Source organism: Streptomyces sp. Tek67B01, from assembly GCF_055231995.1.
Window position 1 is genome coordinate 4,033,046 of record NZ_JBUYUY010000001.1, and the last position, 26,263, is coordinate 4,059,308.

General features: G+C 72.3%; 25 protein-coding genes. 15 read left to right on the plus strand and 10 right to left on the minus strand.

What is annotated here, in order from left to right; translation table 11 throughout:
- Position 1: 1 nt before the first annotated feature.
- The 7 genes from ACV7NM_RS18175 to ACV7NM_RS18205 all read left to right on the plus strand — a co-directional run bounded on the left by ACV7NM_RS18175 (position 2) and on the right by ACV7NM_RS18205 (position 3,964).
- Positions 2-811 carry a type III pantothenate kinase gene (locus ACV7NM_RS18175; protein ID WP_463411251.1) on the plus strand — a complete coding sequence of 270 codons (810 nt, stop codon included), beginning with the start codon at positions 2-4 and terminating at the stop codon, positions 809-811.
- A 314-nt stretch (positions 812-1,125) separates the two neighbouring features.
- The gene (locus ACV7NM_RS18180; RefSeq protein WP_463411252.1) at positions 1,126-1,317 is read left to right on the plus strand and encodes a DUF397 domain-containing protein; all 192 of its coding nucleotides are present in this window, start codon (positions 1,126-1,128) and stop codon (positions 1,315-1,317) included.
- 72 nt (positions 1,318-1,389) lie between these two features.
- The gene (locus tag ACV7NM_RS18185; RefSeq protein WP_463411253.1) at positions 1,390-2,082 is read left to right on the plus strand and encodes a hypothetical protein; all 693 of its coding nucleotides are present in this window, start codon (positions 1,390-1,392) and stop codon (positions 2,080-2,082) included.
- A 14-nt stretch (positions 2,083-2,096) separates the two neighbouring features.
- Complete coding sequence (locus ACV7NM_RS18190; protein ID WP_453408385.1) at positions 2,097-2,264, plus strand: hypothetical protein; 168 nt, start codon at positions 2,097-2,099, stop codon at positions 2,262-2,264.
- Positions 2,265-2,372: 108 nt separating this feature from the next.
- On the plus strand, positions 2,373-2,891 hold the full coding sequence (locus ACV7NM_RS18195; protein WP_463411254.1) for a BlaI/MecI/CopY family transcriptional regulator: 519 nt from the start codon (positions 2,373-2,375) through the stop codon (positions 2,889-2,891).
- Between the two features lie 9 nt (positions 2,892-2,900).
- Complete coding sequence (locus ACV7NM_RS18200) at positions 2,901-3,431, plus strand: amino-acid N-acetyltransferase (RefSeq protein WP_463411255.1); 531 nt, start codon at positions 2,901-2,903, stop codon at positions 3,429-3,431.
- 197 nt (positions 3,432-3,628) lie between these two features.
- On the plus strand, positions 3,629-3,964 hold the full coding sequence (locus tag ACV7NM_RS18205; RefSeq protein ID WP_463411256.1) for a histone-like nucleoid-structuring protein Lsr2: 336 nt from the start codon (positions 3,629-3,631) through the stop codon (positions 3,962-3,964).
- Here ACV7NM_RS18205 and ACV7NM_RS18210 read toward each other — a convergent pair.
- Positions 3,946-4,551 (minus strand): SCO3374 family protein, encoded by a 606-nt coding sequence (locus ACV7NM_RS18210; protein ID WP_463411257.1) that lies wholly within the window; start codon positions 4,549-4,551, stop codon positions 3,946-3,948. The genes ACV7NM_RS18205 and ACV7NM_RS18210 overlap by 19 nt on opposite strands.
- Positions 4,552-5,012: 461 nt before the next feature.
- On the opposite strand from ACV7NM_RS18210, the gene ACV7NM_RS18215 reads away from it, so the two are divergent.
- Together ACV7NM_RS18215 and ACV7NM_RS18220 are read left to right on the plus strand one after the other, a co-directional pair.
- The gene (locus ACV7NM_RS18215; RefSeq protein ID WP_136216357.1) at positions 5,013-7,538 is read left to right on the plus strand and encodes an ATP-dependent Clp protease ATP-binding subunit; all 2,526 of its coding nucleotides are present in this window, start codon (positions 5,013-5,015) and stop codon (positions 7,536-7,538) included.
- A gap of 414 nt (positions 7,539-7,952) precedes the next feature.
- Entirely contained in the window at positions 7,953-8,567 is a 615-nt protein-coding gene (locus ACV7NM_RS18220; protein ID WP_463411258.1) for a M23 family metallopeptidase, read from the plus strand.
- A 64-nt stretch (positions 8,568-8,631) separates the two neighbouring features.
- Here the strand turns inward: ACV7NM_RS18220 and ACV7NM_RS18225 are convergent, their stop codons facing one another.
- The 6 genes from ACV7NM_RS18225 to ACV7NM_RS18250 form a co-directional block, all read right to left on the minus strand.
- Positions 8,632-9,813 (minus strand): LamG domain-containing protein, encoded by a 1,182-nt coding sequence (locus ACV7NM_RS18225; protein WP_463411259.1) that lies wholly within the window; start codon positions 9,811-9,813, stop codon positions 8,632-8,634.
- Between the two features lie 69 nt (positions 9,814-9,882).
- Positions 9,883-11,217 carry a two-component system sensor histidine kinase CseC gene (cseC, locus tag ACV7NM_RS18230; RefSeq protein ID WP_463411260.1) on the minus strand — a complete coding sequence of 445 codons (1,335 nt, stop codon included), beginning with the start codon at positions 11,215-11,217 and terminating at the stop codon, positions 9,883-9,885.
- Between the two features lie 13 nt (positions 11,218-11,230).
- Positions 11,231-11,938 (minus strand): two-component system response regulator CseB, encoded by a 708-nt coding sequence (cseB, locus tag ACV7NM_RS18235; protein ID WP_463411261.1) that lies wholly within the window; start codon positions 11,936-11,938, stop codon positions 11,231-11,233.
- 13 nt (positions 11,939-11,951) lie between these two features.
- On the minus strand, positions 11,952-12,593 hold the full coding sequence (locus tag ACV7NM_RS18240) for a hypothetical protein (RefSeq protein WP_463413972.1): 642 nt from the start codon (positions 12,591-12,593) through the stop codon (positions 11,952-11,954).
- Positions 12,594-12,637: 44 nt separating this feature from the next.
- Positions 12,638-13,198 (minus strand): SigE family RNA polymerase sigma factor, encoded by a 561-nt coding sequence (locus ACV7NM_RS18245; RefSeq protein ID WP_136217549.1) that lies wholly within the window; start codon positions 13,196-13,198, stop codon positions 12,638-12,640.
- Between the two features lie 206 nt (positions 13,199-13,404).
- Positions 13,405-14,310 carry an HhH-GPD family protein gene (locus ACV7NM_RS18250; RefSeq protein ID WP_463411262.1) on the minus strand — a complete coding sequence of 302 codons (906 nt, stop codon included), beginning with the start codon at positions 14,308-14,310 and terminating at the stop codon, positions 13,405-13,407.
- 328 nt (positions 14,311-14,638) lie between these two features.
- Here ACV7NM_RS18250 and ACV7NM_RS18255 point away from each other — a divergent pair, with 328 nt between their 5' ends.
- Entirely contained in the window at positions 14,639-15,373 is a 735-nt protein-coding gene (locus ACV7NM_RS18255) for a hypothetical protein (RefSeq protein ID WP_463411263.1), read from the plus strand.
- A 57-nt stretch (positions 15,374-15,430) separates the two neighbouring features.
- On the opposite strand, the gene disA is transcribed toward ACV7NM_RS18255, so the two are convergent.
- Together disA and radA are read right to left on the minus strand one after the other, a co-directional pair.
- Entirely contained in the window at positions 15,431-16,555 is a 1,125-nt protein-coding gene (gene disA, locus ACV7NM_RS18260; RefSeq protein WP_329196133.1) for a DNA integrity scanning diadenylate cyclase DisA, read from the minus strand.
- A gap of 174 nt (positions 16,556-16,729) precedes the next feature.
- Positions 16,730-18,142 (minus strand): DNA repair protein RadA, encoded by a 1,413-nt coding sequence (gene radA, locus ACV7NM_RS18265; RefSeq protein ID WP_463411264.1) that lies wholly within the window; start codon positions 18,140-18,142, stop codon positions 16,730-16,732.
- 147 nt (positions 18,143-18,289) lie between these two features.
- On the opposite strand from radA, the gene ACV7NM_RS18270 reads away from it, so the two are divergent.
- The gene (locus tag ACV7NM_RS18270) at positions 18,290-20,017 is read left to right on the plus strand and encodes a BACON domain-containing protein (RefSeq protein WP_463411265.1); all 1,728 of its coding nucleotides are present in this window, start codon (positions 18,290-18,292) and stop codon (positions 20,015-20,017) included.
- Between the two features lie 15 nt (positions 20,018-20,032).
- On the opposite strand, the gene ACV7NM_RS18275 is transcribed toward ACV7NM_RS18270, so the two are convergent.
- A complete protein-coding gene (locus ACV7NM_RS18275) occupies positions 20,033-20,842 on the minus strand; it encodes a hypothetical protein (protein ID WP_463411266.1) in 810 nt (269 codons plus the stop codon).
- A gap of 63 nt (positions 20,843-20,905) precedes the next feature.
- Between ACV7NM_RS18275 and ACV7NM_RS18280 the strand changes: the two genes are divergently transcribed.
- From ACV7NM_RS18280 to ilvD, 4 genes are all read left to right on the plus strand, one after another.
- The gene (locus tag ACV7NM_RS18280; RefSeq protein ID WP_463411267.1) at positions 20,906-21,835 is read left to right on the plus strand and encodes a Ppx/GppA family phosphatase; all 930 of its coding nucleotides are present in this window, start codon (positions 20,906-20,908) and stop codon (positions 21,833-21,835) included.
- 986 nt (positions 21,836-22,821) lie between these two features.
- Positions 22,822-23,655 carry a sugar phosphate isomerase/epimerase family protein gene (locus ACV7NM_RS18285; RefSeq protein WP_463411268.1) on the plus strand — a complete coding sequence of 278 codons (834 nt, stop codon included), beginning with the start codon at positions 22,822-22,824 and terminating at the stop codon, positions 23,653-23,655.
- Positions 23,652-24,272 carry a TetR/AcrR family transcriptional regulator gene (locus tag ACV7NM_RS18290; RefSeq protein ID WP_463411269.1) on the plus strand — a complete coding sequence of 207 codons (621 nt, stop codon included), beginning with the start codon at positions 23,652-23,654 and terminating at the stop codon, positions 24,270-24,272. The genes ACV7NM_RS18285 and ACV7NM_RS18290 overlap by 4 nt, the downstream gene beginning before the upstream one ends.
- A 125-nt stretch (positions 24,273-24,397) precedes the next feature.
- Positions 24,398-26,248, plus strand: coding sequence for a dihydroxy-acid dehydratase (ilvD, locus tag ACV7NM_RS18295; RefSeq protein ID WP_463411270.1), 1,851 nt, complete (start codon positions 24,398-24,400; stop codon positions 26,246-26,248).
- Positions 26,249-26,263 lie beyond the last annotated feature (15 nt).

Consider the following 26,263-nt stretch of genomic DNA (forward strand, 5'->3'; position numbering starts at 1 on the left):
GGTGCTCCTCACGATCGACGTGGGCAACACCCACACGGTCCTGGGCCTGTTCGACGGTGACGACATCGTCGAGCACTGGCGCATCTCGACCGACCCGCGCCGGACGGCCGACGAGATGGCCGTCCTGATGCAGGGCCTGATGGGTACGCACCCGATGCTCGGCACCGAACTGGGCGACGGCATCCACGGCATCGCCATCTGCTCGACGGTGCCCTCGGTGCTGCACGAGCTCCGCGAGGTCACCCGCCGCTACTACGGGGACGTCCCGGCGGTGCTGGTGGAGCCCGGCATCAAGACCGGCGTGCCGATCCTGATGGACAACCCCAAGGAGGTCGGCGCGGACCGCATCATCAACGCGGTCGCGGCGGTCGAGCTCTACGGCGGGCCGGCGATCGTAGTCGACTTCGGTACGGCGACCACCTTCGACGCGGTGTCGGCGAAGGGCGAGTACGTCGGCGGGGTGATCTCCCCGGGCATCGAGATCTCGATGGAGGCACTGGGTGTCCGTGGCGCCCAGCTGCGCAAGATCGAGCTGGCCCGCCCGCGCAACGTGATCGGCAAGTCCACGGTCGAGGCGATGCAGTCGGGCGTGGTGTACGGCTTCGCCGGCCAGGTGGACGGTGTCGTCGCGCGCATGGCCAAGGAACTGGCCGGCCCGCACGGCGACCCGGACGACGTGCGCGTCATCGCGACGGGCGGCCTGGCCCCGATGGTCCTGGGGGAGGCCTCGGCGATCGACGAGCACGAGCCGTGGCTGACGCTGATCGGCCTGCGGCTGGTCTACGAGCGCAACGCGCCGAACTTCGACTGACCGGTCGGCCCGGCCGGCGGGACGATCGGCCCGACCAGGCCCGGCCGATCCGACCCCGTCGGGCCCGGCCGATCCGAACCGGCAAGGCCCTCCCGGTGTGCACACCGGCCCCGGTCCGGCCCCGTCCCCCGGGGCCGGACCCGCGCCGCCGCCGCGCCGCACCCCCGTCCCCGAAATCGCTCCGAAGATCCCCAAAGCCTTCCCGATCACGTGGGCGACCAGGAATTTCCCCGGAAATGGCCGGAAAGGGCGCCCGACGGGGATACGGTCCCACCGGGAAACACCCGAACCCTTCCCCGGCGGAGGAGACCACCATGACCGCGACCGCTCGGCTCACCTGGCAGAAGTCGTCCTACTGCGGCGACGGCGACGCATGCGTGTACGTCGCCTCCGCCCCCGGCGTCCTGGTCCGCGTCGCGGACCGCGCCGACCCCGCCCACCTGGTGATGGCGACCACCCACGCGGCCTGGGCCGCCTTCCTGGAAGCGGTCAAAGCCGATATGTGAGCGGGCTCCCACGGCGCGCCGATAAGAGGCGGTATCAAGGGATTTTGTCCGATTAGCGCGTATCTTCGGTCCATGCCCACGCCCTTCGGTTCCCGCGGCGGCATGGCGTTCAGCGCCGCCGAGCTGCACCTGCTCAGGCGTTCACTCGCCCACGCCCTCCAGCTCTCCACGGCCCCCCTGACGGCCGGCGAGGTCCAGGACTGCCTGCGCCTCGCGGCGTCGGTGGACGACGCGGTGCAGGAGGCGGGACGGCTCAGAGCGTTCCTCCTCGCCGACCTGGCCCGCTACCGAGCCGCCCTGCCGGGGAGCCTGCCCGGATACCTGGAGCTGCTCCAGGACGCCCTGGCCGCCGGTTACGAGCCCGTCCCCGACGACCTCGCGGCACTACGGGCGCTGCGTGCCAACCCGGTCGCCGCCGCGGTCCTGGAGCGGGCCCAGACGGTCGCGGAGCGCTCCGTGCGCCGCCGGCTCTCCACCACGCCCGCGCCCCGGACCCGCCTGCTGGCCCTGGCCGGGGGCCGCGAGGAGGAGCGGCGCCCCGAGTGGCGCCCGGAGCGCCCCGAGCCCCGACCCGCCCCCCAGCCCGCCGAGAGGCCCGCGCGCCGCCCCGCCGAGAAGCCCGCCCCCAAGCCCGCGGAGCGCCCCGCGGAACCGGGCGGGAAGCCGGCGCCGCATCCGGAGCGGCCCGTCCCCACCCCGGGTGAGGTGTTCCCGCCGCGCCGCAAGCCCACCCCGCCCCCGGCGGCGGGCCGCGCCGTCGGCTAGCTACGCTGGTGGGCATGGACTACGTTTCCGCGCTCGTGCCCCCCTTCGTGATGGCCGTGTTCTTCATCTTCCTCGTGAGGACGATCGTGAAGAGCCAGGGCGGCGCCAACAAGGCAAAGGAAGACGCGGCGGTGGACGCCGTTCTCGCCCGCGCCGAAGCGGCCCGGCAGACCGGGAACTGACCCGGAGAACCCTGTGGGGGCCCCGACTCCGTCGGGGCCCCCACATTTGTCGCGCGTTGCCGGCAAAATAGTCGGGCAATTCCCCACAACCCGCACTATCGTGCTGTTGTGCCTCGCCCCCTGGGAGAACTCGAAGACGCCGTGATGACACGGGTGTGGCAGTGGAACCGCCCGGTCACCGTTCGTGAAGTCCTGGAAGACCTTCAGCAGGAACGGTCCATCGCGTACACCACGGTCATGACCGTTATGGACAATCTCCATCAGAAGGGCTGGGTGCGGCGGGAAGCCGAAGGCCGCGCCTATCGCTATACGGCGGTCTCCACCCGCGCCGCCTACTCGGCCGCACTGATGAACGAAGCGTGGTCGACCAGTGACAATCCCGCTGCCGCCCTCGTGGCCTTCTTCGGCATGATGTCCCAGGAACAGCGGGAAGCACTTCGCGACGCCGTACGGATCGTCGGCCACGACGACGAGGCACCCGCGGAAGTCCCGCAAGCCGCCGAAGCCGCGGAAGTCCCCCCAGCCGGCCAACCCGCCCAAGCCGCCGAAGCGGCCGAAGCGGCACCCGCGGAAGTGCCCGAAGCCGAAGGGCGGACCGGCGAGCGGCGGCCCGAGCCGGGGCGATAGCGTCGCCGCATGGGAGAGTTTTCCGCCGAAGACGCCAAAACAGTCACCATCCGCCGTGCGCGCACGGGCGATGTTCCCGCGCTGCGCCGCCTGCTCGACCAGTACGTGCAGCAGCGCATCCTGCTCGACAAAGCCCCTGTGGTCCTTTACGAGGACATCCAGGAGTTCTGGGTCGCGGAACGCGACTCCGACGGCCAGGTCGTCGGATGCGGCGCTCTCCACGTCATGTGGGAAGACCTCGCCGAGGTGCGCACTCTCGCGGTCGACCGCGCCTTGAAGGGCTCCGGCGTCGGGCATCGGGTGCTGGCGAAGTTGTTGGAGACCGCGCGCCGGCTCGGCGTGAGCCGGGTTTTCTGCCTCACCTTCGAAGTGGACTTCTTCGCGAAGCACGGCTTCGTCGAGATCGGCGAGACTCCGGTCGAGACCGATGTCTACATGGAGCTCCTGCGTTCCTATGACGAGGGCGTCGCCGAGTTCCTCGGTCTCGAACGAGTGAAGCCGAACACCTTGGGCAACAGTCGGATGCTTCTGCACCTCTGATCGGTGGGTGATCGGAGCGTGATCGGCGGGTGCTCGATCACAGCCGCTTTTACGGGCTCCGCAAGCCTGTGGCCTATGTCCGAATCGCGCACGTTTCCCGCTCCGCGGCGGTCCTGAACCTCACGACGGGGGTTTGTGTTTTCCCGGCAAAAGCGGTTTCCTTTCCGCGTACTGCATTTTCGATGAAAGGAAATCCGGTGGCACAGAAGGTTCAGGTCCTTCTTGTCGACGACCTCGACGGTGGCGAGGCGGACGAGACCGTGACGTTCGCTCTGGACGGCAAGACCTACGAGATCGACCTCACCGCCGCCAACGCTGAAAAGCTCCGCGGCCTGCTCGACCCTTACACCAAGAGCGGTCGCCGCACCGGTGGCCGTGCCGCCGCGGGCCGCGCCAAGGGCCGCACCGCCACGTCGTCCGGCAACCCGGACACCGCGGAGATCCGTGCCTGGGCGAAGGCGAAGGGCCTCACGGTCAACGACCGCGGTCGCGTCCCCGCCGAGATCCGCGAGGCCTACGAGAACCGCGGCTGACCCACGGCGCCGGCCCGGCCCGACAGGGTCGTACGCCGCCGCAGGCGCGTCCGGTGGCACTCCGTCGCCGCCGCGGCGACCAGGCGCACGAGATCGGGCCCGCCACCCTGCCCCGGACCGGGCAGGGCGGGCAGCGACGCCTCGCACCCCTGCTCGGGGGGCCGCAGCCACACCGCGGCCCCCCGAGGGTCGTGCGCGGCGGGCTGCCCGGGAGGTGCCGGGGCGGTGATCAGGCCACCCGCGCCGAGCGCGGTGAGGTCGAGTTCCACCCCACCCCATTCCAGCCAGTCCAGGAGCCCTTCCAGCTCCTCCGCGGTTCCCGGCGCCACGAGGAACCGCATCCGGTGGCCCTCGACGGCCACCGGCCCGGTGGCGACCCGGCGGCGCTGCACCCGCGCCCCCGCGTCGGCCGGCAGCTCCAGTACGTCGAAGGCGACCCCGGTGGCCAGCCGGGCGGGCGCCGCGCCCACGAGACTCCAGCCTGGTACGCGGGCGTACCAGGCGGCGGCCGGGTCCGCCTCGGGCGCGCTCCGGGGCGGTGGGACGGCGACGAGGCCGAGGGCTTTCCCGGCGGCGGTGAGTGCCATGTCCGGAGCAACTCCGGATTCGGCTTGGGGTTACGCGGTGCGTACGGAAGAATGCGGAACGTAAACAGCCGGCGCGTTCCGTGCCACATTCGACGACGGAAGTCTGTTCGCCCGTAGCGGAGGGACTCGTGTCCACCGGCATGGATCGTTCGTCCCCGGGGGTAAGACATTCCTAGTGGATAGGGGCGACACGCTGAGGTGGACGGCCTTCCGGGGGCTTCCGTTCGCCATCGGCGTACACGTGTGACGGGTATCTGCCTGGCCTGCGGGAACATCGTCTCGCACCATCGGGTTGGAGCAGTTGTCGGCTCTTACGGCCGGTTTCCCACAGAACGTGGGGGTGAGCCGCGGACGGATGTCGGCAGTTGGAATGAGCTGTCCCGCCCCGCGGGACTAGCATGCGGAAGGACAGGGCGGGGACCGACCCCGAACTGCCCGACCGCTCTGAGGAGCGATAAACGATGTTCGAGAGGTTCACCGACCGCGCGCGGCGGGTTGTCGTCCTGGCTCAGGAAGAAGCCCGGATGCTCAACCACAACTACATCGGCACCGAGCACATCCTCCTGGGCTTGATCCACGAGGGTGAGGGTGTCGCCGCTAAGGCCCTGGAGAGCCTCGGGATTTCGCTCGAGGCTGTTCGCCAGCAGGTTGAGGAGATCATCGGTCAGGGGCAGCAGGCCCCGTCCGGCCACATCCCCTTCACCCCGCGGGCGAAGAAGGTCTTGGAGCTCTCGCTCCGAGAGGCCCTCCAGCTCGGCCACAACTACATCGGCACCGAGCACATCCTGCTCGGCCTGATCCGCGAGGGCGAGGGCGTCGCCGCCCAGGTCCTCGTGAAGCTGGGCGCCGATCTGAACAGGGTCCGGCAGCAGGTCATCCAGCTGCTCTCCGGGTACTCCGGAGGCGGCAAGGAGTCGGCCACGGCAGGCGGCCCGGCCGAGGGGACCCCCTCGACCTCGCTCGTCCTCGACCAGTTCGGCCGCAACCTCACCCAGGCTGCCCGCGAATCCAAGCTCGACCCGGTCATCGGGCGCGAGAAGGAGATCGAGCGGGTCATGCAGGTGCTGTCCCGCCGGACCAAGAACAACCCGGTCCTCATCGGCGAGCCCGGCGTCGGCAAGACCGCCGTCGTCGAGGGCCTGGCCCAGGCCATCGTCAAGGGCGAGGTGCCCGAGACCCTCAAGGACAAGCACCTCTACACCCTCGACCTGGGCGCCCTGGTCGCCGGTTCCCGCTACCGCGGTGACTTCGAGGAGCGCCTCAAGAAGGTGCTGAAGGAGATCCGCACCCGCGGCGACATCATCCTGTTCATCGACGAGCTCCACACCCTCGTGGGTGCGGGCGCCGCCGAGGGAGCGATCGATGCCGCCAGCATCCTCAAGCCCATGCTGGCCCGTGGTGAGCTCCAGACCATCGGTGCCACGACGCTGGACGAGTACCGCAAGCACCTCGAGAAGGACGCGGCGCTGGAGCGCCGTTTCCAGCCGATCCAGGTGGCGGAGCCTTCCCTCCCCCACACGATCGAGATCCTCAAGGGCCTGCGCGACCGCTACGAGGCCCACCACCGCGTCTCCATCACGGACGAGGCCCTCGTGCAGGCGGCCACCCTCGCGGACCGCTACATCTCGGACCGCTTCCTGCCGGACAAGGCGATCGACCTGATCGACGAGGCCGGCTCCCGGATGCGCATCCGCCGGATGACCGCGCCGCCGGACCTCCGCGAGTTCGACGAGAAGATCGCGAACGTCCGTCGCGACAAGGAGTCGGCCATCGACTCCCAGGACTTCGAGAAGGCGGCCTCACTCCGTGATTCGGAGAAGCAGCTGCTGGCGGCGAAGGCCAAGCGCGAGAAGGAATGGAAGGCCGGCGACATGGACGTCGTCGCCGAGGTCGACGGCGAGCTCATCGCCGAAGTCCTCGCGACCGCGACCGGCATTCCCGTCTTCAAGCTGACCGAGGAGGAGTCCTCGCGACTCCTGCGCATGGAGGACGAGCTCCACCGTCGCGTCATCGGCCAGAAGGACGCCATCAAGGCCCTCTCGCAGGCGATCCGTCGTACCCGTGCGGGTCTGAAGGACCCGAAGCGTCCGGGTGGCTCGTTCATCTTCGCCGGCCCCTCGGGTGTCGGTAAGACCGAGCTCTCCAAGACGCTCGCCGAATTCCTCTTCGGCGACGAGGACGCGCTGATCTCCCTCGACATGTCGGAGTTCAGCGAGAAGCACACGGTTTCCCGTCTCTTCGGTTCGCCCCCCGGCTACGTGGGCTACGAAGAGGGCGGCCAGCTGACCGAGAAGGTCCGCCGGAAGCCGTTCTCCGTCGTCCTCTTCGACGAGGTCGAGAAGGCGCACCCGGATATCTTCAATTCCCTTCTCCAGATCCTGGAGGACGGTCGCCTGACCGACTCCCAGGGCCGGGTCGTGGACTTCAAGAACACGGTCATCATCATGACGACCAACCTGGGTACGCGGGACATCTCGAAGGGCTTCAACCTGGGCTTCGCGGCGCAGGGCGACACCAAGTCCGGATACGACCGGATGAAGGCGAAGGTCAACGAAGAGCTCAAGCAGCACTTCCGGCCCGAGTTCCTGAACCGTGTCGACGACACGGTCGTCTTCCACCAGCTCACGCAGGAAGACATCATCCAGATCGTCGACCTGATGATCGCCAAGGTGGACGAGCGCCTCAAGGACCGCGACATGGGCATCGAGCTCAGCGGCGAGGCGAAGCAGCTCCTGGCGAAGCGCGGTTACGACCCGATCATGGGTGCGCGCCCGCTGCGCCGGACCATCCAGCGCGAGATCGAGGACCTGCTGTCGGAGAAGATCCTCTTCGGCGAGCTGCGCCCCGGTCACATCGTGGTCGTCGGTGTGGAGGGTGAGGGCGAAGAGGCCAAGTTCACCTTCCGCGGCGAGGAGAAGACGGCTCTGCCGGACATGCCTCCGATCGAGGCGACGGGCTCCGGCCCGGACCTCTCCAAGGGCGCGTAGCACCGTCTGGCCATAGCGGTATCAAGGGCGGCCCCGGGATCGAAAGGTCCCGGGGCCGCCCTTTCGCGTGCCCGGGCATGAACTCGGCGCGCGTGCGTGGACCGATGCGCCCTGCCCCGGTCGGCCGGTCGTACGCGCCTCGCGGGCGGTGACAAGCCGCACAGGGCAAATCGGACCTCCTACCACCTTTCGTAGATCGAGTGTCCGTTTTGCCCACCGCTTCCCCCTGGTAGGGCACGGTCAACAGGCGCGGGGATCTTCGGTGCTTCTACGACCTTCGGTAGTAAAAGGGCGGTTTGGGGCAGGCCGGGGTGCCGGGTTACCAAAGTGGGCGAGCACCGCCCGGCACCCCTCGGCAGCCCCCGAGCGAGCCGGGCCGCTTGTTGCCCTGTTCCCGGCCCCGGAGGTCCCCACATGTCCGCGAAGCGCGTCAGCACCCGTCGTACCCGTCTCGCCCTCGTCGCCACCGGTCTCGGTGCGGCACTGGCTCTCGGGGCCGGGACGACCGCCGCCTTCGCCGACGAGGCCAACAGCGCCCTCACCGGTACCGCCGGGCTCGTGGCCGCCCAGGCGCAGGCCCAGACCCGGGCCGCCGCCGCGAAGCCGGCGCTCACCTGGCGCAAGCCGGTAGCGCGCTACACGCTCTCCGCGACCTTCGCCCAGGCCGGCGGCCTGTGGGCGCACAAGCACTCCGGTCAGGACTTCGCCTGCCCGATCGGCACCCCGGTGCACGCGGCGAGCGCGGGCGTGGTCGTGAAGGCCGGCCCCAATGGCGGCGGCGACGGCCCGGCGTACGGCAACGCCATCGTGATCCGGCACGCGAACAACACGTACTCGCAGTACGCGCACCTCTCGCGCATCCAGGTCAGGATCGGCCAGAAGGTCGCGATGGGCGCGCAGATCGGCCTGTCGGGCAACACCGGGAACTCCACGGGTCCCCACCTGCACTTCGAGATCCGCACGACCCCGAACTACGGCTCGGCCGTCAACCCGGTCGCCTTCCTGCGCAAGGTCGGCATCACCGTCTGAGTCCCGTTCCGCCCGGGCGGGGCGGCGGGGGAGGCCCCGCGCCGTCCCCACCCCGGGCGGGGGCTCAGTACAGGAGCCAGGAGGCCGTCGGGCGGGCCACCGGGTCGAGCTTGCCCGGCTTGAGGGCGTCGATGCGGTCCTGTGGCAGCGCCACGTCGTAGATCCGCAGGCTGTCCAGGGCGCCGTACCAGGGTGCCGTCCAGTTGTCCTGGTGGCGCGAGCGGCCGAGCTGGAGCGGGCCGGGCGCCGGGAAGACGGCGGAGGCCACCGACGCCTCGTCCTCCTTCTTGCCGTTCACGTACAGGGTGATCTTCTTCTTGGGCGCGTCGTAGGTCGCGGTCAGCTCTGAGAACGTCTTGTCCATCTTCGGGCTCACGCCGGAGACGGTCGTGGTGGTGTTCTCGGCGCCCTGGTCGCCGGTCTGCACGCGGAAGACCCAGGCCGGCTTGCCGTTCACCTCGTCCAAGCCCAGCTCGAAGGAGAACGACTTCTCGTTGCCCTGACTTATGGCGATCTGGCGTCCCTTGGGGAGCCGGTTCCAGACACGGGCCGAGACGGTGAAGCTCTTGGACGTGTCGACGACGCGCTGCTGGGACTCGGCGTAGGAGTTCGGGTTCCCCTTGAGGCGGACCTCGTAGCGCTTGTCGATGGGGAAGACCCCGGCGTCGGTGCCCATCTTGAGGTTGAACTTGCCGATCTGGTCCCGGATGGTCGTCTGGTCGCCCGGGACGGTCGGGGTGAGGTCGGTGGGCGCCTGGTTCTGAGAGGGGGAGGCGGCGGACGCCGAGGGATTGTCGGCGTCCTTCCGCGGTCCGTCGCCCTTGCCGTCACCCAGCAGCAGGAACGTTCCTCCGGTGGCGAGCAGCGCCACCACGGTCACCCCGCCCACGATCAGCCAGAGCCGCTTCTTGCGCCGCGCCGCCGCCGAACGGTCCGCGAGGGCGTCCCAGTCGGGCTGCGACGTCTGGGCCGGGATGGGCAGGGGCTGCTGCGGGGCGGGCTGCGGGGGCTGCGCCTGCTGGTAGGGGCCCTGCTGGTAGGGGCCCGGCGGGGGCTGCTGCGGGTAGCCGTACCCGCCCGTCTGCGGCGGACCGAAGCCGCCCGCCGCCTGGTGGCCGCCGGGAGCCCCGGGCGGGAAGCCGTAGCCGCCGGAGGCGGGAGTTCCCGGCGGGAACCCGTAGCCGCCGCTCCCCGGGGCGGGCTGCTCGGGCTGCGGGCTGCTGGGGGGATTCGTACCGTCGGTCATTCCACGGATGCTAAGACATGGGCCCCGCGGAGCGAACGCCCCCGTGTTCCGATCGGGAACCGATCCGGGTCAGGCGCCCCTGGTGCCCGGTCGCCCGGGCGGCAGGAGGATCGGGAAACTACCCGTCGCCGTCGGCGCGTGCTCCGGCAGCCACAGCACCGCCACCGCCCCGGCGGCCGCGCCCTCGCCCACCGCCCCGCCGCGCGCCGCCACGTTGCGGAACGTCAACCGGGCGCCCAGGACCCGCGCCTGGCCCTCCGCGATGGTCAGCCCCAGCCCGTGCCCGACCCCGGCCCGGTCCGTCGACCCCGTACGGAATCGGCTCGGTCCCTCGCGCAGCAGCGCCTCCGGGAAGCCCGGCCCGTGGTCCCGTACGCGGACGACCCGGCCCTCGATGTCGACCTGCACCGGGGGCCGCCCGTAACGTCCGGCGTTGGCCAGCAGGTTCCCCAGGATCCGCTCCAGCCGGCGCGGGTCGGTGCTGACGATCTCGTCCGCGACGACCCGTACGGCCGCCTCCGGCATCAGCGCCCTCACCCGCCGGGTCACGAACTCGCCCAGTGCCACGTCCTGGAGTTCGGCCCGCTCGGAGGCACTGTCCAGCCGGGCCACCTCCAACACGTCCTCGACCAGCGCGCGCATCGCCTGCGCCCGGTCGCGCACGAGTTCGGTCGGCCGACCCGAAGGCAGCAGTTCCGCCGCCGTGAGCAGACCGGTGACCGGGGTCCGCAGCTCGTGGGCGATATCGGCGGTCACCCGCCGCTCGGCCTCCACCCGCTGCTGGAGGGTGTCCGCCATGGCGTCCACCGCCCGCGCGAGGTCGTCCGTCTCGTCCCGTACGACGCCGCCCACCGCGTCCCGTACCCGTACGTCGGGATCACCGTGCGCCACCCGTTGCGCGGCGGCGGCCGCCTTGCGCAGCCGGCGCGAGATCTGCCCGCCGATGAGCACGCCGAGCGCCGAACCGGCGAGCACCACGGACACGGAGCCGACGACCAGTGCCCGGTCCAGGTCGCGCACCATGTTGGCGCTCTCGCGGAACTGGGTGTGCAGCGACACCACCTGGCCGTTGCCGAGCGGTACGGCGGCCCACACCTCCGGGAGCCCCCCCGGTTTCTCCTGGACGTACGTCCCCCGCCGCCCGCTGCGCGCCTTCTCGCGCAGCTCGGCGGGCAGGTCGGGGTCGTTGAGTTTGGCACCCATGGGGGGTTTGCGCCCGGCCTCGGCGTTGCGGGAGATGAACTGCACGCGGTCCAGCTGCACCTCGCGGGCGCTCTCCAACATCGACACGCGGGCGGCGCTGTGCACCACGAGGCTCAGCGCGACGGCGATCAGCGCGCCGACCGCGGCGACGGCGAGCGCGATCTTCCAGCGGATGCCGGTGCGCAGGGTGAACTGCTTCACTGCGTCGACCGTCTCATGCCTTGAGCTTGTATCCGAAGCCGCGGACCGTCTCGATCCGGTCCTGCCCGATCTTGGTGCGCAGGCGTTGGACGTGGACGTCCACGACGCGGGTGTCGCCGCCCCAGTCGTAGTCCCAGACCCGCTCCAACAGCCGGTCGCGCGAGAGGACGGTGCCGGGCGCGGAGGAGAACTCCAGCAGCAATCGCATCTCGGTGGGGGTCAGGGCCACGGGGGCGCCCCCCTTGCGCACCTCCATGCCCTCGGTGTCGACTTCCAGGTCGCCGAAGGCCAGGACGCCGCGCTCGCCGGAGTCCTCCTCGGACCCGGGACCACCGCCGTTCACCCCGTTGGCGTGCCCGAAGCGGCGCAGCACGGCGCGGATGCGGGCGACGAGGACGGAGCCGTCGAACGGCTTGGTGACGTAGTCGTCGGCCCCCGCCTCCAGGCCCAGGACGACGTCGATCGAGTCGGCGCGCGCGGACAGCATGATCACCGGGACGGTGGACTCGTCGCGGATGCGGCGGCACAGGCTCACGCCGTCCATGCCGGGCACCATCACGTCGAGCAGCGCGATGTCGGGGCGCTTCGCCCGGAAGGACTCCAGCCCGGCGAGGCCGTCGGGCACGGCGGTGACCACGAAACCGTCGCGTTCCAGCGCCAGCGTCGTGGCCTCGCGGATGACGTCGTCGTCCTCCACGAACAGCACATGGGTCTCGGCCATGCGGAGCCTCGCTTCAGTTCTTGGGTGTAACGGCCGGGGCGGGCTGGGTACCGCCGTCGACGTTGCTGTAGTCCGTGTGGACCCGGTCCTGCTCGGAGAACTTGTCCCCGGTCCACCGGTACGTGATCACGTCCTCGCCGGACGGGTAGGACAGCGCGTCGCTCTTCCCGTACACCGGCTTGGTGACCACGAGGTCGCCCCGGTCGATCTCCGCGTAGACGGGCGGCTGCTCGTCCGCGAACACATTCTCGTACGTCGCTCCCTCGGCGCGGTACACGTACGAGCCGCGCCCCAACGCGTCGGCGCACGACAGCACGTTCACCACGATGTCGACGACCGCGCCGCCGGTGACCTTCCCGTAACTGACGTCGACGGGGTACTCCTTGCCCGTGCAGGGCTTGAGGTCCCGCTTGACCTCTGGGCTGACCTTGGGGTCCGCCTTCAGCAGCGCGACCGGGTCCACCTTCGCGGCCGGCCGGCCCGAGGCCGCCGCGGAGGCCTCGGCGTGCGGGGACGCGGCCGAGCCGACCGGTCCGCCGGTGCGGGCCACGGTCTCGGTGCGGGCCGGGCCGCCGTCGCGCAGTCCCGTGCCGCCCGTGGCGCAACCGGCCGCGAGCAGCCCGGTGCCGACGAGGACGACCGTCCCCGCCGACATCAGCGCCAGCGGCCTTCTGCCGCCGGCTTCCTTGCCCTGGCCGTTCAGGCCGCGCACCGCTCCCGCCCCTCGTACCGCGCCGTGTGGTCGCCGCGCTCCAGCGCGCGCATGTCGAGGTCCCGGCTCTCCAGCTCCTGCCGGAGGCGGGCCAGTGCGCGGTGCAGGGTGCTCTTCACGGTTCCCGTCGACATGCCGAGCGCCGCCGCCGTCTCCTCGGTGCTCATCTGCTCCCAGTGTCGCAGCACCACGACGCTGCGCTGCTTGGGTGCCAGGACTTTGAGGATGTCCATCAGCAGGGCGCGGTCGGCACGCTGGTCGGAGCCGTCCTCGACGGAGGCGTCCGGGAGCTGCTCGGTGGGGACCTCGTCGAGCTTGCGGGCCCGCCACCACTCGGTACGGGTGTTGATCATGACGCGGCGCAGGTAGGCGTCGGCCAGCGCCTTGTCGGCGATGCCGTCCCAGCGGCCGTACGTACGCACCAGCGCGGTCTGGAGGAGGTCCTGGGCGTCGGTGGGGTCCGGGACGAGGCGCCGGGCGCTGCGCAGCAGCGCGTCCTGCCGGGTGCGTACGTACTCCTCGAATTCGAGTACCTCGCCGTGCGCCATCTCAGACCGCCTCCGTTCCGTCCAACCGTGCATCCGCTCGCTACGGTTCGAAGGTACGGAGGCGTTGTCACGGCATTGTGCGGGTCACCCTTCGGTGGGCGCACGGACACCCGTAGGTTGTGTAACAACGCCTTTGAGCTGCGGTTTCCGCCGCCTAAGCGGAGTCGCGGAGTCAACTTCGCGCGGCTCCGTGACCCGCTCGGGCGTCAGGTGCGCGGCAGCCGGTACATGCCCTGCGCGAGCGGCTCCACCAGCCCGTCGGAGACCAACCCGTCCAGCGCCCGCGCCCGCTGCACCGGTTCGTCCCACACGGTGTCGAGCACGGACTGCGGAACCGGGCCCACCGCCTCCCGGAGCACCGCGAGGAGCCTGCCGCGCACCTGGCGGTCCGTTCCGGCGTACGTCTGCCCCCGCCGCGGCGGCCCGTCGTGCGGCGGCTTCCCGGCGAGCAGCCACGCGCACTGCCCGGCCACCGGACAGCGGGCGCAGTCCGGGGACTTGGCCGTGCACACCAGCGCGCCGAGCTCCATCGAGGCCGCCGCCCAGCGCGCGGCGGTCGCCTCGTCGGCGGGCAGCAGGGCGCGGGCCAGGTGTCGTTCGGCGGCCGTGGTGGCGTTCGGCGGGTACTCGACGCCGGTCGTGGTGCGGGCGAGGACCCGGCGGACGTTGGTGTCCAGCACCGCGTGGCGCTGTCCGTACGCGAAGGAGGCCACCGCCGCCGCCGTGTACTCGCCGATCCCGGGCAGCGCGAGCAGTTGCGTGTGGTCCCGCGGTACGTCGCCCCCGTGCCGCTCCGTTATCGCGACGGCGGCGCCGTGCAGGCGCAGGGCCCGGCGCGGGTAGCCGAGCCGGCCCCAGGCCCGTACGGCCTCGCCGGGGGCGTCGGCGGCGAGGTCGGCGGGGCGGGGCCACCGGGCGAGCCACTGCTCGTACACCGGCAGGACCCGGCTGACCGGGGTCTGCTGGAGCATGAACTCGCTGACCATGACCCCCCAGGGGCCGGCCTCGGGGCGGCGCCAGGGCAGGTCGCGGGCGTGTTCGTCGAACCACGCGATCACGGGGGAGTGCAGCGCGTGGGAGACGTCGGGGGAGGGGGAGGTGGATGCAGTCATGGCACACGCATCCTGGCACGTTTCGCCCCCTTCGCGCCGGGCCCGGCACGGTGGACCGGCGGTTCCCGGAGCCGAAGGCCGTACCCGGCCGGGCGTGGCGGGCCCGCGATCACCCACCGTAGGCGTCACCCGCCGTGGGCCGGCCGCTCATATGGCCTGATCTTTGCGGCCGGATGGGGCCGGCAGGATGATCATCGGCAAAACAAGCCGGTTGCGCGGCATGTGGGGCGCTGATCGCGGTCCCCGTTCTCGTAAAGTTCCGTTCGTGGGATCACTGCGCAATCCGGTCGGGCCGCTTCCCTCCTCCATTTACTGGCGACGGAGGGCTGTGCTGGCGTCCGTCGCCGCGCTCCTCGCGCTCCTCGCCGTATGGACCGTCAGTTCCGGTGGGGGCAAGCCGGGTACGAACGGCGAGGGCAAGGGCGGCCCGCGTCCCGTCACCTCGATCACCCCCGGCCCCTCGGGCTCCGGCCCGGCGATCAGCCAGGCGCCGGGCGGCCGTGACCAGGGTTCCGGTTCCGGTGGAGGCGCCGGAACGGGTTCCGGTACGGGCGCCGGCGCCGGCGCGGGCAAGAACGGCGAGACCGGCGGCGGCGGTTCGGGCGACGGCGCCGGCGGATCGGGCGCCGGGGCACCGGTCCCCGCGGACGCCGCGCTGCCCGCGTGCGCGCCGAGCGTGGTGCAGTGGGAGGTCAAGAGCGTGAAGAACGAGTACGAGGCGAACGAGAAGCCCCGGCTCGAACTGATCGTCCGCAACGTGTCGGGTACCGCCTGCAAGGTCGGACTCGGCCCGAAACAGGCCGTCGTGACGATCACTCAGGCGAGCGGCAACAAGCCGGTCTGGTCGGGCGCGGACTGCCCGACGGGCGCGGGGAACGTCTTCTACCGGCTGCCGGCGCAGGGTGAGGCGAAGCAGTCGCTGGAGTGGGACCGCAAGCCGAGCGCCCCCGACCAGTGTCAGACGCCCCCGGCGGGTTCGGCGACCCCGGACACCTATGTGGTCGAGGTCAAGGCCCCGGGCATGCCGGTCGCCCGCACCTCGTTCGTCCTCAAGCAGGACTGAGCCGGCGGGAGGCGGCGCCGCAGCCGCCTCCCACGCCCACACGAGCGGTTCGAGTGCCTACACGTAGCGTTCGAGGATCGAGGACTCCGCCAGGCGGGACAGGCCCTCGCGGACGCTGCGCGCGCGGGCCTCGCCCACGCCGTCCACGGTCTGGAGGTCGTCCACGCTCGCGGCCAGCAGCTTCTGCAAGCCCCCGAAGTGCTCGACCAGCCGCTCGATGATCGCCCCCGGCAGCCGCGGCACCTTCGCCAGCAGCCGGTACCCGCGCGGCGACACCGCCGAGTCCAGGGTCTCCGGCGATCCGGTGTACCCGAGGGCCCGCGCGACGATCCCCAGCTCCAACAGCTCCGGGTGCGTCAGCGCGTCCAGCGCCGGCAGCGCCTCCTCCACCGTGCGGGAACGCTTCGCCGTCGGTTCCGGGACGTAGTCCCGGATCACCAACTCCCGTTCCTGCTCGATCCCGACCGTCAGCTCGTCCAACTGGAGCGACAGGAGCCGTCCGTCGGTGCCGAGTTCCACCACGTATTCGGCGATTTCCGTGGCAATACGGCGAACCATTTCCAGCCGCTGCGCGACCGCCGTCACGTCGCGCACCGTGACCAGGTCCTCGATCTCCAGCGCCGACAGCGTCCCCGCGACCTCGTCCAGCCGCAGCTTGTACCGCTCCAGCGTGGCCAGCGCCTGGTTCGCCCGGGACAGGATCGCCCCGGACTCCTCCAGGACCCGGCGCTCCCCGTCGACGTAGAGCGCGATCAGCCGCATCGACTGGGAGACGGACACGACGGGGAAACCGCACTGCTTCGAGACCCGGTCCGCGGTGCGGTGGCGGGTGCCGGTCTCCTCGGTCGGGATCGACGCGTCGGGGACCAGCTGCACGCCCGCCCGCAGGATCTTGGTGAGGTCCTTGTCGAGGATGAGGGCGCCGTCGAGCTTGCACAGCTCGCGCAGCCGGGTCGCGGTGAACTCCACGTCCAGCACGAAGCCTCCGGTGCACATCGCCTCGACCGACTTGTCCATCCCGAGGACGATGAGGCCGCCGGTGTTGCCGCGGACGATCCGTTCGAGGCCGTCACGCAGGGGCTGACCAGGTGCGACCGCGCTCAGCGAGGCACGCATCATGGCTTCCTGCCTGGAGCTCGCGCCCGACTTCCCGGATGCTGCTGCACCGTCCTTGGCTGCCACTGCACTCCTCCGGTCGCGGGTTGCGCCGCCTGCGTACGGCCGGGCGGACCAGCACAAAGTCTACCGGCGCGGTCTGTGCCTCCGCCGTGCCTTGTCCGGTATCGACGCGGAGGGCTTCCGGCGGGTGTCCCGGCGGGAGCCCGCGGACCGCGCTGCTCGGCCGCCCGGGCCGAGCTACTCGGCCGCCCGCTCCCGGACCGGCGTGCGGGACCGGCCGCGCGGCAGGACCCGTAGCGCGTCGCCCATGTCCGCGACCTCGATCACCTTCATGCCGGCCGGCACCTTCCCCGGATCGCCCGGGACCAGCGCGTGGGTGAACCCGAGCCGGTGGGCTTCCGCGAGGCGCCGCTGGACGCCGGTCACCCGCCGCACCTCGCCCGCGAGGCCGACCTCCCCGATCGCGACGAGGTTCTTCGGGAGCGGGACGTCGCTCGCCGCCGAGGCCAGCGCCAGCGCGATCGCCAGGTCCGCGGCCGGCTCGGTGAGCTTCACCCCGCCCACCGTGGCGCTGTAGATGTCCCGCTTGCCCAGAGCCGTGATCCGGCCGCGCTGCTCCAACACCGCCAGCATCATCGAGACGCGCGAGGTCTCCAGGCCCGAGGTGGTCCGGCGCGGCGAGGGGATCTGCGAGTCCACCGTCAGCGCCTGCACCTCGGCGACCAGCGGGCGCTTGCCCTCCAGCGTCACCGTCAGACAGGTCCCCGGCACCGCCTCCGCGCGGCGCGTCAGGAACAGCCCGCTCGGATCGGCGAGCCCGGTGATGCCCTCGTCGTGCAACTCGAAGCAGCCGACCTCGTCGGTGGCCCCGTAACGGTTCTTCACACCGCGCACCAGGCGCAGCCGTGCGTGCCGGTCGCCCTCGAAGCTCAGCACCACGTCCACCAGGTGCTCCAGCAGTCGGGGGCCGGCGATCGCGCCGTCCTTCGTGACGTGACCGACGAGCAGGGTCGACATCCCGCGCTCCTTGGAGGCCCGGATCAGCGCCCCGGCCACCTCGCGGACCTGCGCCATGCCGCCGGGCGCGCCGTCGATCTCGGGGGAGGCGACGGTCTGTACGGAGTCCAGGACCAGCAGCGACGGCTTGACCGCGTCCAGGTGTCCGAGGACGGCGGACAGATCGGTCTCCGCGGCGAGGTAGAGGTGGTCGTTGAGCGCGTTGATCCGGTCGGCCCGCAGGCGCACCTGGCTCGCGGACTCCTCACCCGTCACGTACAGGGTGCGGTGGTCGTCACTGGCCGCCTTCGCCGCGACGTCCAGCAGCAGCGTCGACTTCCCGACGCCCGGCTCGCCGGCCAGCAGCACGACGGCCCCCGGCACGAGCCCGCCGCCCAGGACCCGGTCCAACTCGTCGACGCCGGTGCTGCGGGCGGTCGCCGTACGGCCGTCGACCTGGGCGATCGGGACGGCGGGGGACGAGACCCGGCCGGCCGCGGTGGTCCGCACGGCGGGCGCGCCCGTCTCCTCGATGGTGCCCCACGCCTGGCACTCCGGGCACCGACCGAGCCATTTCGCGGTCGTCCAGCCGCACTCGGAGCAGCGGTAGGACGGCCGGTCCTTGGCGGATGAACGAGATGTACGGGCAGCCATGCGCACACCGTAGTCGCCGCCACCGACACCGCCGGTCGGTCGCCGCGTCAGGGGCGCTGTCAGCGCGAACCCGATCTGTTCACCCGTAAGGGCTAAAACCGCTGAAGGCTTCCGGACCGCCGGCGGCGCGCCGCCTACGGTCGCCGAGTGAACAGCAGCAACCAACCACAATCCCCGGCGCGCACCGGCGCACACCGGGCGCAGGGGCGCACGCCCTCCCGAGGACCCGAGCCGGCCCTCGCGGGCGAGCAGCCGCCCCCCTTCCGGCACGAGCCCTACCTCGACGGACTGTTCACCTACTGCCTGTCGGTGCTGTGTGACCACGACACCGCCACCGACGTGCTCGGTGACGTCCTCGCCGTCGCCGAGCGGTACCCCGGCCGGTGCCCCGACGAAGGGGACCGGCGCGCCTGGCTGTACGCCCTGGCCCGCTGGGGCTGCCTGACCCGGCTGGGCGAACAGCGGCGCACGCGCCAGGGGGCGCATTCCGCCCGGCGCACGCCGGAGCACACGGACGAAGAGCGTGCGCCCGAGGCATTGGACGTGAACGCCTACCGCCGTACCGAACTCGCCCGCCTCGCGTGGCCGGAAGCGGCCGGAACCACCCCCGAGCAGCGCGAGGCACTCGAACTCGCCGTCCGCCACCGTCTCGCCGTATCCGAACTGGCCGCCGTCCTCGGCACCCAGGCCGCCACCGCCCGGGAACTGCTCACCGGCGCCGCCTGCGAGGTGGAGCGCACCCGCGCCGCCCTCGCCGTCGTCGAGACCGGCAACTGTCCGGCCGTGTCCCGGCTCACCGGCGACGGCCAGGTATTGCTGTCCACCACCCTGCGCGCCGAGCTGGTGCGCCACGTCGACGACTGCCCGCGCTGCCGCCGGGTCGCCGAACGGGTGGGCGCCGCGTCCCCCTGGCCCGGCTCCGGCGGGGTCCACACCCCGGGCCTTCCCCTGGTCGCCGCCCCCCGCACCGCCGTCCACGCCGCGATGCTTCGCTCCGGCCGGCGCCGCCGGGGCGGCCCGGGCCCGCGCTTCGACCGCACCGGCTTCCCGATGGACCCCAAGGACCGCGCGGCCCGCCGCGACCGGCTCCGGGCGCGGGCGGTCACCACCACCGTCGTCGCCACCGTCGTCGCCGCGCCCGTCCTCGCGCTGTGGGCCGCGTACCGGGGCGCCCCCGACACCGGCGAACCCGTCGGGGGCAGCGCCGCCCGGATCTTCGCCGGCGAAGCGGACCTCCCGCCCGGGCACGTCGACGGCCACCCCCTCGCCGCCTACGAGAACGCGGGCAACACCGCCCACACCACCGGTGAGCCCGGCTTCGCGCGGGGCCCCGACGTCCCGGACGTCTCCGTCGAGGTGATCAGCCCCGGCGCGTCCGGCACCCCGGAGCAGGGGGGTCCGGGCACCCCGGGCCACATCGGCGTGACCGCCGCGACCCGCGGCGGCGCCACCCTGCTCACCCTCACCGCCTCCGGCGGCGCCCCGGTGGACTGGCGGCTGTGGTCGGACGCGCCGTGGCTCCGGGCGAGCCGGAGCGCGGGCACCCTGGCACCGGGAGAATCGGTCACCCTGTGGATCACCGTCGACACCGAGGCCCAGCCGGTCGGCCCCTGGACGGCCCGCGTCGGGATCGACCCCGACGGCGCGGTGGTCTCCGTACGGGGCCGCGGCCGCCCGGCGCCGACGCCCCCGCCGCCCACCCCGGACCCGACGCCGACCCCGACGCCGCCGAGCCCCACGCCCACTCCCACGCCGCCGTCCACCCCGGACCCGACGCCGACCCCGACGCCGCCGAGCCCCACGCCGACTCCGACGGCACCCGCAGGAACGGTTTCCCCGGACCCGGCCCCCGACCCCTCGGGTTCGGCGCCGTAGCGCGCGCCGGGGCCGCTACCGCGCCGCGGGCGGGTCCGCCGGGTGCGGCGCCATCGGCAGCAGCGACGCCAGCCGCGCCTCGCACAGCTTCACCAGCTCCGCGTACGCCGCCTCGCCCATCAGCTCCGTGAGCTCGGGCCGGTACGACACGTACACCGGCTCGCCGGCGCCGTGCGCGGAGGTGGCGGAGGTGCACCACCAGTGCAGGTCGTGGCCGCCCGGACCCCAGCCGCGCCGGTCGTACTCGCCGATCGACACCTGGAGCACCCGGGTGTCGTCGGGCCGCTCGATCCAGTCGTACGTACGCCGGATCGGCAGCTGCCAGCACACATCGGGCTTCGTCTCCAGTGGCTCCTGGCCGCTCTTGAGCGCGAGGATGTGCAGCGAGCAGCCCGCGCCGGCCGGGAAGCCGGGCCGGTTCAGGAAGATGCAGGCGCCGTCCCAGCGGCGCGTCTGCTTCTCCCCGTCGTCGTCCAGCTGCGTCCAGCCCGACTCGCTGCCGACGTCGTGGAACTGCCACAGCTCGGGCGTCAGCCGGGCCACGTGTCCGGCGACACGCTTCTCGTCGTCCTCGTCGGAGAAGTGCGCGCCGAGCGTGCAGCAGCCGTCGGAGGCCCGGCCGGTCTGGATGCCCTGGCAGCCGCTGCCGAAGATGCACGTCCAGCGGGAGGTCAGCCAGGTCAGGTCGCAGCGGAAGACCTGCTCGTCGTCGGCGGGGTCCGGGAACTCCACCCAGGCCCGGGGGAAGTCGATCCCCTTCTCGTCGGCCACGACCTTCGGCTTCTTGGGGGTCTTGGACATGTTGGCCTTCTTCGTATTTGGCACAAACCCAAGCCTAAGCGCCCCTTACCTCACCCATACGCGACGAGCCCAGTAGCGTTTCCGGTTATGAGACTCGGTGTCCTTGACGTGGGTTCGAACACGGTTCATCTGCTGGTGGTGGACGCGCATCCCGGCGCGCGTCCGTTGTCGGCGCACTCCCACAAGGTGGAGCTTCGGCTCGCGGAGCTGCTGGACGAGCGCGGCTCGGTCACGCCGGAGGGCATAGAACGGCTGGTGTCGGTGATCGGCGACGCGGTCGTGGCCGCCGAGGACAAGGGCTGCGAGGACGTGCTGCCGTTCGCGACGAGCGCGGTGCGGGAGGCGACGAACGCGGACGAGGTGCTGGCCCGGGTCAAGGCCGAGACCGGTGTCGACCTCCCCATCCTCAGCGGCGAGGACGAGGCACGCCTGACCTTCCTCGCGGTACGGCGGTGGTTCGGCTGGTCGGCGGGCAAGCTGCTGGTCCTGGACATCGGCGGGGGCTCGCTGGAGATCGCCTACGGCATCGACGAGGAACCCGACGCGGCGGTGTCCCTGCCGCTGGGCGCGGGCCGCCTCACCTCCGCGTGGCTGCCGGGCGACCCGCCGGCGCCTGCCGACGTGAAGGCGCTGCGCCGCCACGCGCGGGCGCGGATCGCCCGGACCGTCGGGGAGTTCAGCCGCTTCGGGACACCGAACCACGTGGTCGCGACGTCGAAGACCTTCAAGCAACTGGCCCGGATCGCGGGCGCGGCCCGTTCGGCGGAGGGGCTGTACGTACAGCGGTTCCTGACGCGCAAGGCGTTGGAGGAGTGGGTTCCGCGACTGGCGGCGATGACGACCGCCGAGCGCGCCGCCCTCCCGGGCGTCTCCGAGGGGCGGGCGCACCAACTGCTGGCGGGGGCGCTGGTGGCGGAGGGCGCGATGGACCTCTTCGGCGTGGACGAACTCGAAATCTGCCCCTGGGCCCTCCGCGAGGGCGTCATCCTCCGCCGCCTGGACCACCTCCCTACGTAAGGTTCCGGCGGCGGGCACAAGGACGATCCGGCCACCCGACCCCCGGGTGACCCGCCCCGCCGGCCCGGGCCCGGCGACCCGAGATCCCAGCCGCGGGGCTGGGACGCCCGGCCGGGGCCGCCCCGCCACGGCCCCAGCCGGCGCCCGAGCGCCCGGGCCGTGGGCGGGTCCGCCGCAGGCCGGAGCCCGCCACCCGCGGAGCGGAGGTGCTCGTGCCTTCGGCCGGGTGCCGGAGCGGGGGCCTTCGGGGTCGCATCCGCCCCGCCCGCCCGGGCCGCTTCCGGCGCCGCCGGTCTTCGAGCAGGGGTTTCCTGGATGGGCCCGGCGGGAGCGTGTCCGCGGGTTACCGCACGGCTCGACCCAGGCGACGACTCCGGTCGGCGTGTGAGCCGAAGGCCCGGCGGAGCCGGCTTCCTCGTGTCCGGCCGACCTGGCCCGGCCCGTAGCTCCGGCCGCATCGGTCGCGGGGGCCCCGAGGGTCGGTTCGCGTCCGGGCTCGCCCCCGACCCGGTCCCTCCGGTCCGGGCCCCTACCCTGCCCCTGCCGCGACTGTCTGTCCCTCCCCGGCTCGGTCATCGGGGTGGGTGGGCGGGCCGAGCCCCGGCCCGGCCCGGTCGGGGGCGGCCCCCGGGGGTCCGGGCGCGGCCCCGTGCCCGGGGCGCCCGGTCGGGGCCGGGTGCCCGAGCCCGCCACTCCCGCCCGATCCGGTCCGGTCGTGGGGGTGGTCCCCCGGGGGCCGGTTCGCGTCCGGGCGCGGTCCCGTGCCCGGGGCGCCGGGTCAGGCCGGGCCCCGCGGCATGCCACCCCCGCCGCAGGCGGCCCGCGCCGCCCGGCCGGTGGCCTTCGTACCCCGCCCTGGGGGCCGGTTCGCGTCCGGGCGCGGCCCCGTGCCCGGGGCGCTGGTCCGGCCGGGCCCCGTACCCCCGCTCCGCCCCGCGGCCCCCCACCCCGCCCGGCCTGGGCAGTGGCATCGGTAACCTGTCCCCGTGGCAAAACCACCCCGGACCCCGACTCCCAAGGTCGCCCTCTCCACTGCCTCCGTCTATCCGGAGTCCACGGCGACCGCCTTCGAGATCGCCGCGCGCCTCGGCTACGACGGCGTCGAGGTGATGGTCTGGACAGATCCGGTCAGTCAGGACGTCGACGCGCTGCGCCGCCTCTCCGACCGGCACGGCGTCCCGGTGCTCGCCATACACGCCCCCTGCCTGCTCATCACGCAGCGCGTGTGGTCCACCGACCCCTGGACCAAGCTCCGCCGCGCCCGCGCCGCCGCCGAGCGGCTCGGCGCGAGCACCGTCGTCGTGCACCCCCCGTTCCGCTGGCAGCGCCAGTACGCCCGCGACTTCGTCAGCGGCATCTGGCGCATGGCCGACGAGACCGACGTCCGCTTCGCCGTCGAGAACATGTACCCCTGGCGCTACCGCGACCGCGAGATGCTCGCGTACGCGCCCGAGTGGGACGTCACCAAGGACGACTACCGCCACTTCACCGTCGACCTCTCGCACACCGCGACCGCCCGCACCGACGCCGCCGCCATGGTCGACCGGATGGGCGACCGCCTCGCCCACATCCACCTCGCCGACGGCAACGGCTCCGCCAAGGACGAGCACCTCGTCCCCGGCCGCGGCACCCAGCCCTGCGCCGAACTGCTGGCCGGCCTGGCCCGTACGTCCTTCGACGGGCACGTGGTGATCGAGGTCAACACCCGCCGCGCCATGTCGTCCGCCGAGCGCGAGGCGGACCTCGCCGAGGCCCTCGCCTTCACCCGGGCCCACCTCGCGGCCGTCCCCGACGTGCCCAAGCCGGCCCGCCGCCCATGACCGAGCCCGCACCGCGCCGCCGCCGCGGCCCCGGCCGCCCCCGCCAGGACGAGGCCGACGAGGGGCCCGGCACCCAGGAGCGCATCCGCGTCGCGGCCCGCGCCGAGTTCGCGGCGCGCGGCTATGACAAGACCTCCGTACGCGGCGTCGCGAAGGCCGCCGGCGTGGACCCGGCGCTGGTGCACCACTACTTCGGGAGCAAGGACGACCTCTTCGCCGCCGCGATCGAGCTGAGCCTGGAGCCCGCCCTCGTCGTCCCGCAGATCCTCGGCGGCGGCCCCGAAGGCATCGGCGAACGCCTCGCCCGCTACTTCCTGGGCGTGTGGGAGAACCCCGTCACCCGGGTGCCGCTGCTCGCCGTCATCCGCTCGGCGCTCACCCACGAAGCGGCGGCGAAGGTGCTGCGCACGCTGATCCTGCGCCGGGTCCTGGAGCGGGTCGCGGCCGAGCTCAACGTGCCCGACCCCACCCTTCGCGCGGAACTCGCCGCCTCCCACATGGTCGGCATCGCGGTCCTGCGCTACGTCGTCCAGGTCGAGCCCCTCGCCTCCGCCGAACCGGAGTCCATCGTCGCCCTCGTAGCCCCCACGCTGCAGCGTTACCTGACCGAGGAGTGAGCCGCGCGTCCCGGCATCCGGACGCCTTGTCCGTATCCCGGGCGAGGGGCGTAGCCTCGTAACCGAGCCATATCCACAGTCGCGGAGGCGTGCGAGCGCCGCCGTACTCATGGGGAGTGAACCCGATGCCCGAGCTGAGGTCCCGCACCGTCACCCACGGCCGCAACATGGCAGGCGCACGCGCGCTGATGCGCGCCTCGGGCGTAGCGAGCGCGGACATCGGGAAGCCGATCATCGCGGTGGCCAACTCCTTCACCGAGTTCGTCCCCGGCCACACCCACCTGGCCCCGGTCGGCCGCATCGTCTCCGACGCCATCCTGGCCGCCGGCGCGATCCCGCGCGAGTTCAACACCATCGCGGTCGACGACGGCATCGCCATGGGCCACGCCGGCATGCTGTACTCCCTGCCGTCCCGCGACCTCATCGCGGACAGCGTCGAGTACATGGTCGAGGCCCACTGCGCCGACGCCCTGATCTGCATCTCCAACTGCGACAAGATCACCCCCGGCATGCTGATGGCCGCCATGCGCCTGAACATCCCGGTCGTCTTCGTCTCCGGCGGCCCGATGGAGGCCGGCCAGGCCACGCTCGTCGACGGCACCGTCCGCAAGCTCGACCTGATCGACGCCATGGTCGACGCCTCCAACGAGAACGTCTCCGACGAGGACGTGCTCCGCATCGAGGAGAACGCCTGCCCGACCTGCGGTTCCTGTTCGGGCATGTTCACCGCCAACTCGATGAACTGCCTCGCCGAGGCCATCGGTCTCGCCCTCCCCGGCAACGGTTCGGTCCTCGCGACGCACACCGCCCGCCGCGCCCTGTACGAGGACGCCGGCCGGACGATCGTGGAGATCACCAAGCGCTACTACGAGCAGGACGACGCGTCGGTCCTGCCGCGCAACATCGCCACCCGCGAGGCCTTCGAGAACGCCATGGCCCTCGACATCGCCATGGGCGGCTCCACGAACACGATCCTCCACCTCCTCGCCGCGGCGCAGGAAGCGGGCCTGGCCTACGACCTCAAGGACATCGACGCCGTCTCCCGCCGCGTCCCGTGCCTGTCCAAGGTCGCGCCGAACGTGGCGCCCGGCGGCACGTACTACATGGAGGACATCCACCGCGCCGGCGGCATCCCCGCCATTCTCGGCGAACTGCACCGCGGCGGCCTCCTCAACAAGGACGTCACCACCGTCCACTCCGAGAACCTCGAAGACTGGCTCGCCAAGTGGGACGCCCGCTCCGGCACGGCTTCCGACGAGGCCATGGAGCTGTGGCACGCGGCCCCTGGCTGCAAGCGCTCCGCGACCGCCTTCTCCCAGTCCGAGCGGTGGGAGACCCTCGACCTGGACGCCGAGGGCGGCTGCATCCGCTCCGTCCAGCACGCCTACTCCAAGGACGGCGGACTGGCCGTCCTGCGCGGCAACCTCGCGGAGGACGGCTGCGTGGTCAAGACGGCCGGCGTCGACGAGTCGATCTGGACCTTCGAAGGCCCGGCCGTGGTCTGCGAATCGCAGGACGAGGCCGTCGACAAGATCCTGCGCAAGGAGATCAAGGCGGGCGACGTCGTCGTCATCCGCTACGAGGGCCCGCGCGGCGGCCCCGGCATGCAGGAGATGCTCTACCCGACCTCCTTCCTCAAGGGCCGTGGCCTCGGCAAGGTCTGCGCGCTGGTGACCGACGGCCGCTTCTCGGGCGGCACCTCGGGCCTGTCCATCGGCCACGCCTCCCCGGAGGCGGCCTCGGGCGGCACCATCGCCCTGGTCGAGGACGGCGACCGAATCCGCATCGACATCCCCAACCGTTCGATCGAGCTGCTCGTCTCCGACGAGGAACTGGCGGCCCGCCGCGAGGCTTTGGGCGGCGTCTACGCCCCCAAGGACCGCGAGCGCAAGGTCTCGGCCGCGCTGCGCGCCTACGCCGCGATGGCCACGAGCGCCGACAAGGGCGCGGTCCGCGACGTGTCCCGCCTGGGCTGAGCCCCCGCCCCGTCC

Excerpts from the sequence above, each read along its gene's own strand:
- ACV7NM_RS18180 (WP_463411252.1), top strand. The coding sequence starts at position 1,126 with ATGACCGCGACCGCTCGGCTCACCTGGCAGAAGTCGTCCTACTGCGGC.
- ACV7NM_RS18185 (WP_463411253.1), top strand. The coding sequence starts at position 1,390 with ATGCCCACGCCCTTCGGTTCCCGCGGCGGCATGGCGTTCAGCGCCGCC.
- ACV7NM_RS18190 (WP_453408385.1), top strand. The coding sequence starts at position 2,097 with ATGGACTACGTTTCCGCGCTCGTGCCCCCCTTCGTGATGGCCGTGTTC.
- ACV7NM_RS18200 (WP_463411255.1), top strand. The coding sequence starts at position 2,901 with ATGGGAGAGTTTTCCGCCGAAGACGCCAAAACAGTCACCATCCGCCGT.
- ACV7NM_RS18210 (WP_463411257.1), bottom strand. The coding sequence starts at position 4,551 with ATGGCACTCACCGCCGCCGGGAAAGCCCTCGGCCTCGTCGCCGTCCCA.
- ACV7NM_RS18215 (WP_136216357.1), top strand. The coding sequence starts at position 5,013 with ATGTTCGAGAGGTTCACCGACCGCGCGCGGCGGGTTGTCGTCCTGGCT.
- ACV7NM_RS18220 (WP_463411258.1), top strand. The coding sequence starts at position 7,953 with ATGTCCGCGAAGCGCGTCAGCACCCGTCGTACCCGTCTCGCCCTCGTC.
- ACV7NM_RS18225 (WP_463411259.1), bottom strand. The coding sequence starts at position 9,813 with ATGACCGACGGTACGAATCCCCCCAGCAGCCCGCAGCCCGAGCAGCCC.
- cseB (WP_463411261.1), bottom strand. The coding sequence starts at position 11,938 with ATGGCCGAGACCCATGTGCTGTTCGTGGAGGACGACGACGTCATCCGC.
- ACV7NM_RS18240 (WP_463413972.1), bottom strand. The coding sequence starts at position 12,593 with ATGTCGGCGGGGACGGTCGTCCTCGTCGGCACCGGGCTGCTCGCGGCC.
- ACV7NM_RS18245 (WP_136217549.1), bottom strand. The coding sequence starts at position 13,198 with ATGGCGCACGGCGAGGTACTCGAATTCGAGGAGTACGTACGCACCCGG.
- ACV7NM_RS18250 (WP_463411262.1), bottom strand. The coding sequence starts at position 14,310 with ATGACTGCATCCACCTCCCCCTCCCCCGACGTCTCCCACGCGCTGCAC.
- radA (WP_463411264.1), bottom strand. The coding sequence starts at position 18,142 with ATGGCTGCCCGTACATCTCGTTCATCCGCCAAGGACCGGCCGTCCTAC.
- ACV7NM_RS18280 (WP_463411267.1), top strand. The coding sequence starts at position 20,906 with ATGAGACTCGGTGTCCTTGACGTGGGTTCGAACACGGTTCATCTGCTG.
- ACV7NM_RS18290 (WP_463411269.1), top strand. The coding sequence starts at position 23,652 with ATGACCGAGCCCGCACCGCGCCGCCGCCGCGGCCCCGGCCGCCCCCGC.
- ilvD (WP_463411270.1), top strand. The coding sequence starts at position 24,398 with ATGCCCGAGCTGAGGTCCCGCACCGTCACCCACGGCCGCAACATGGCA.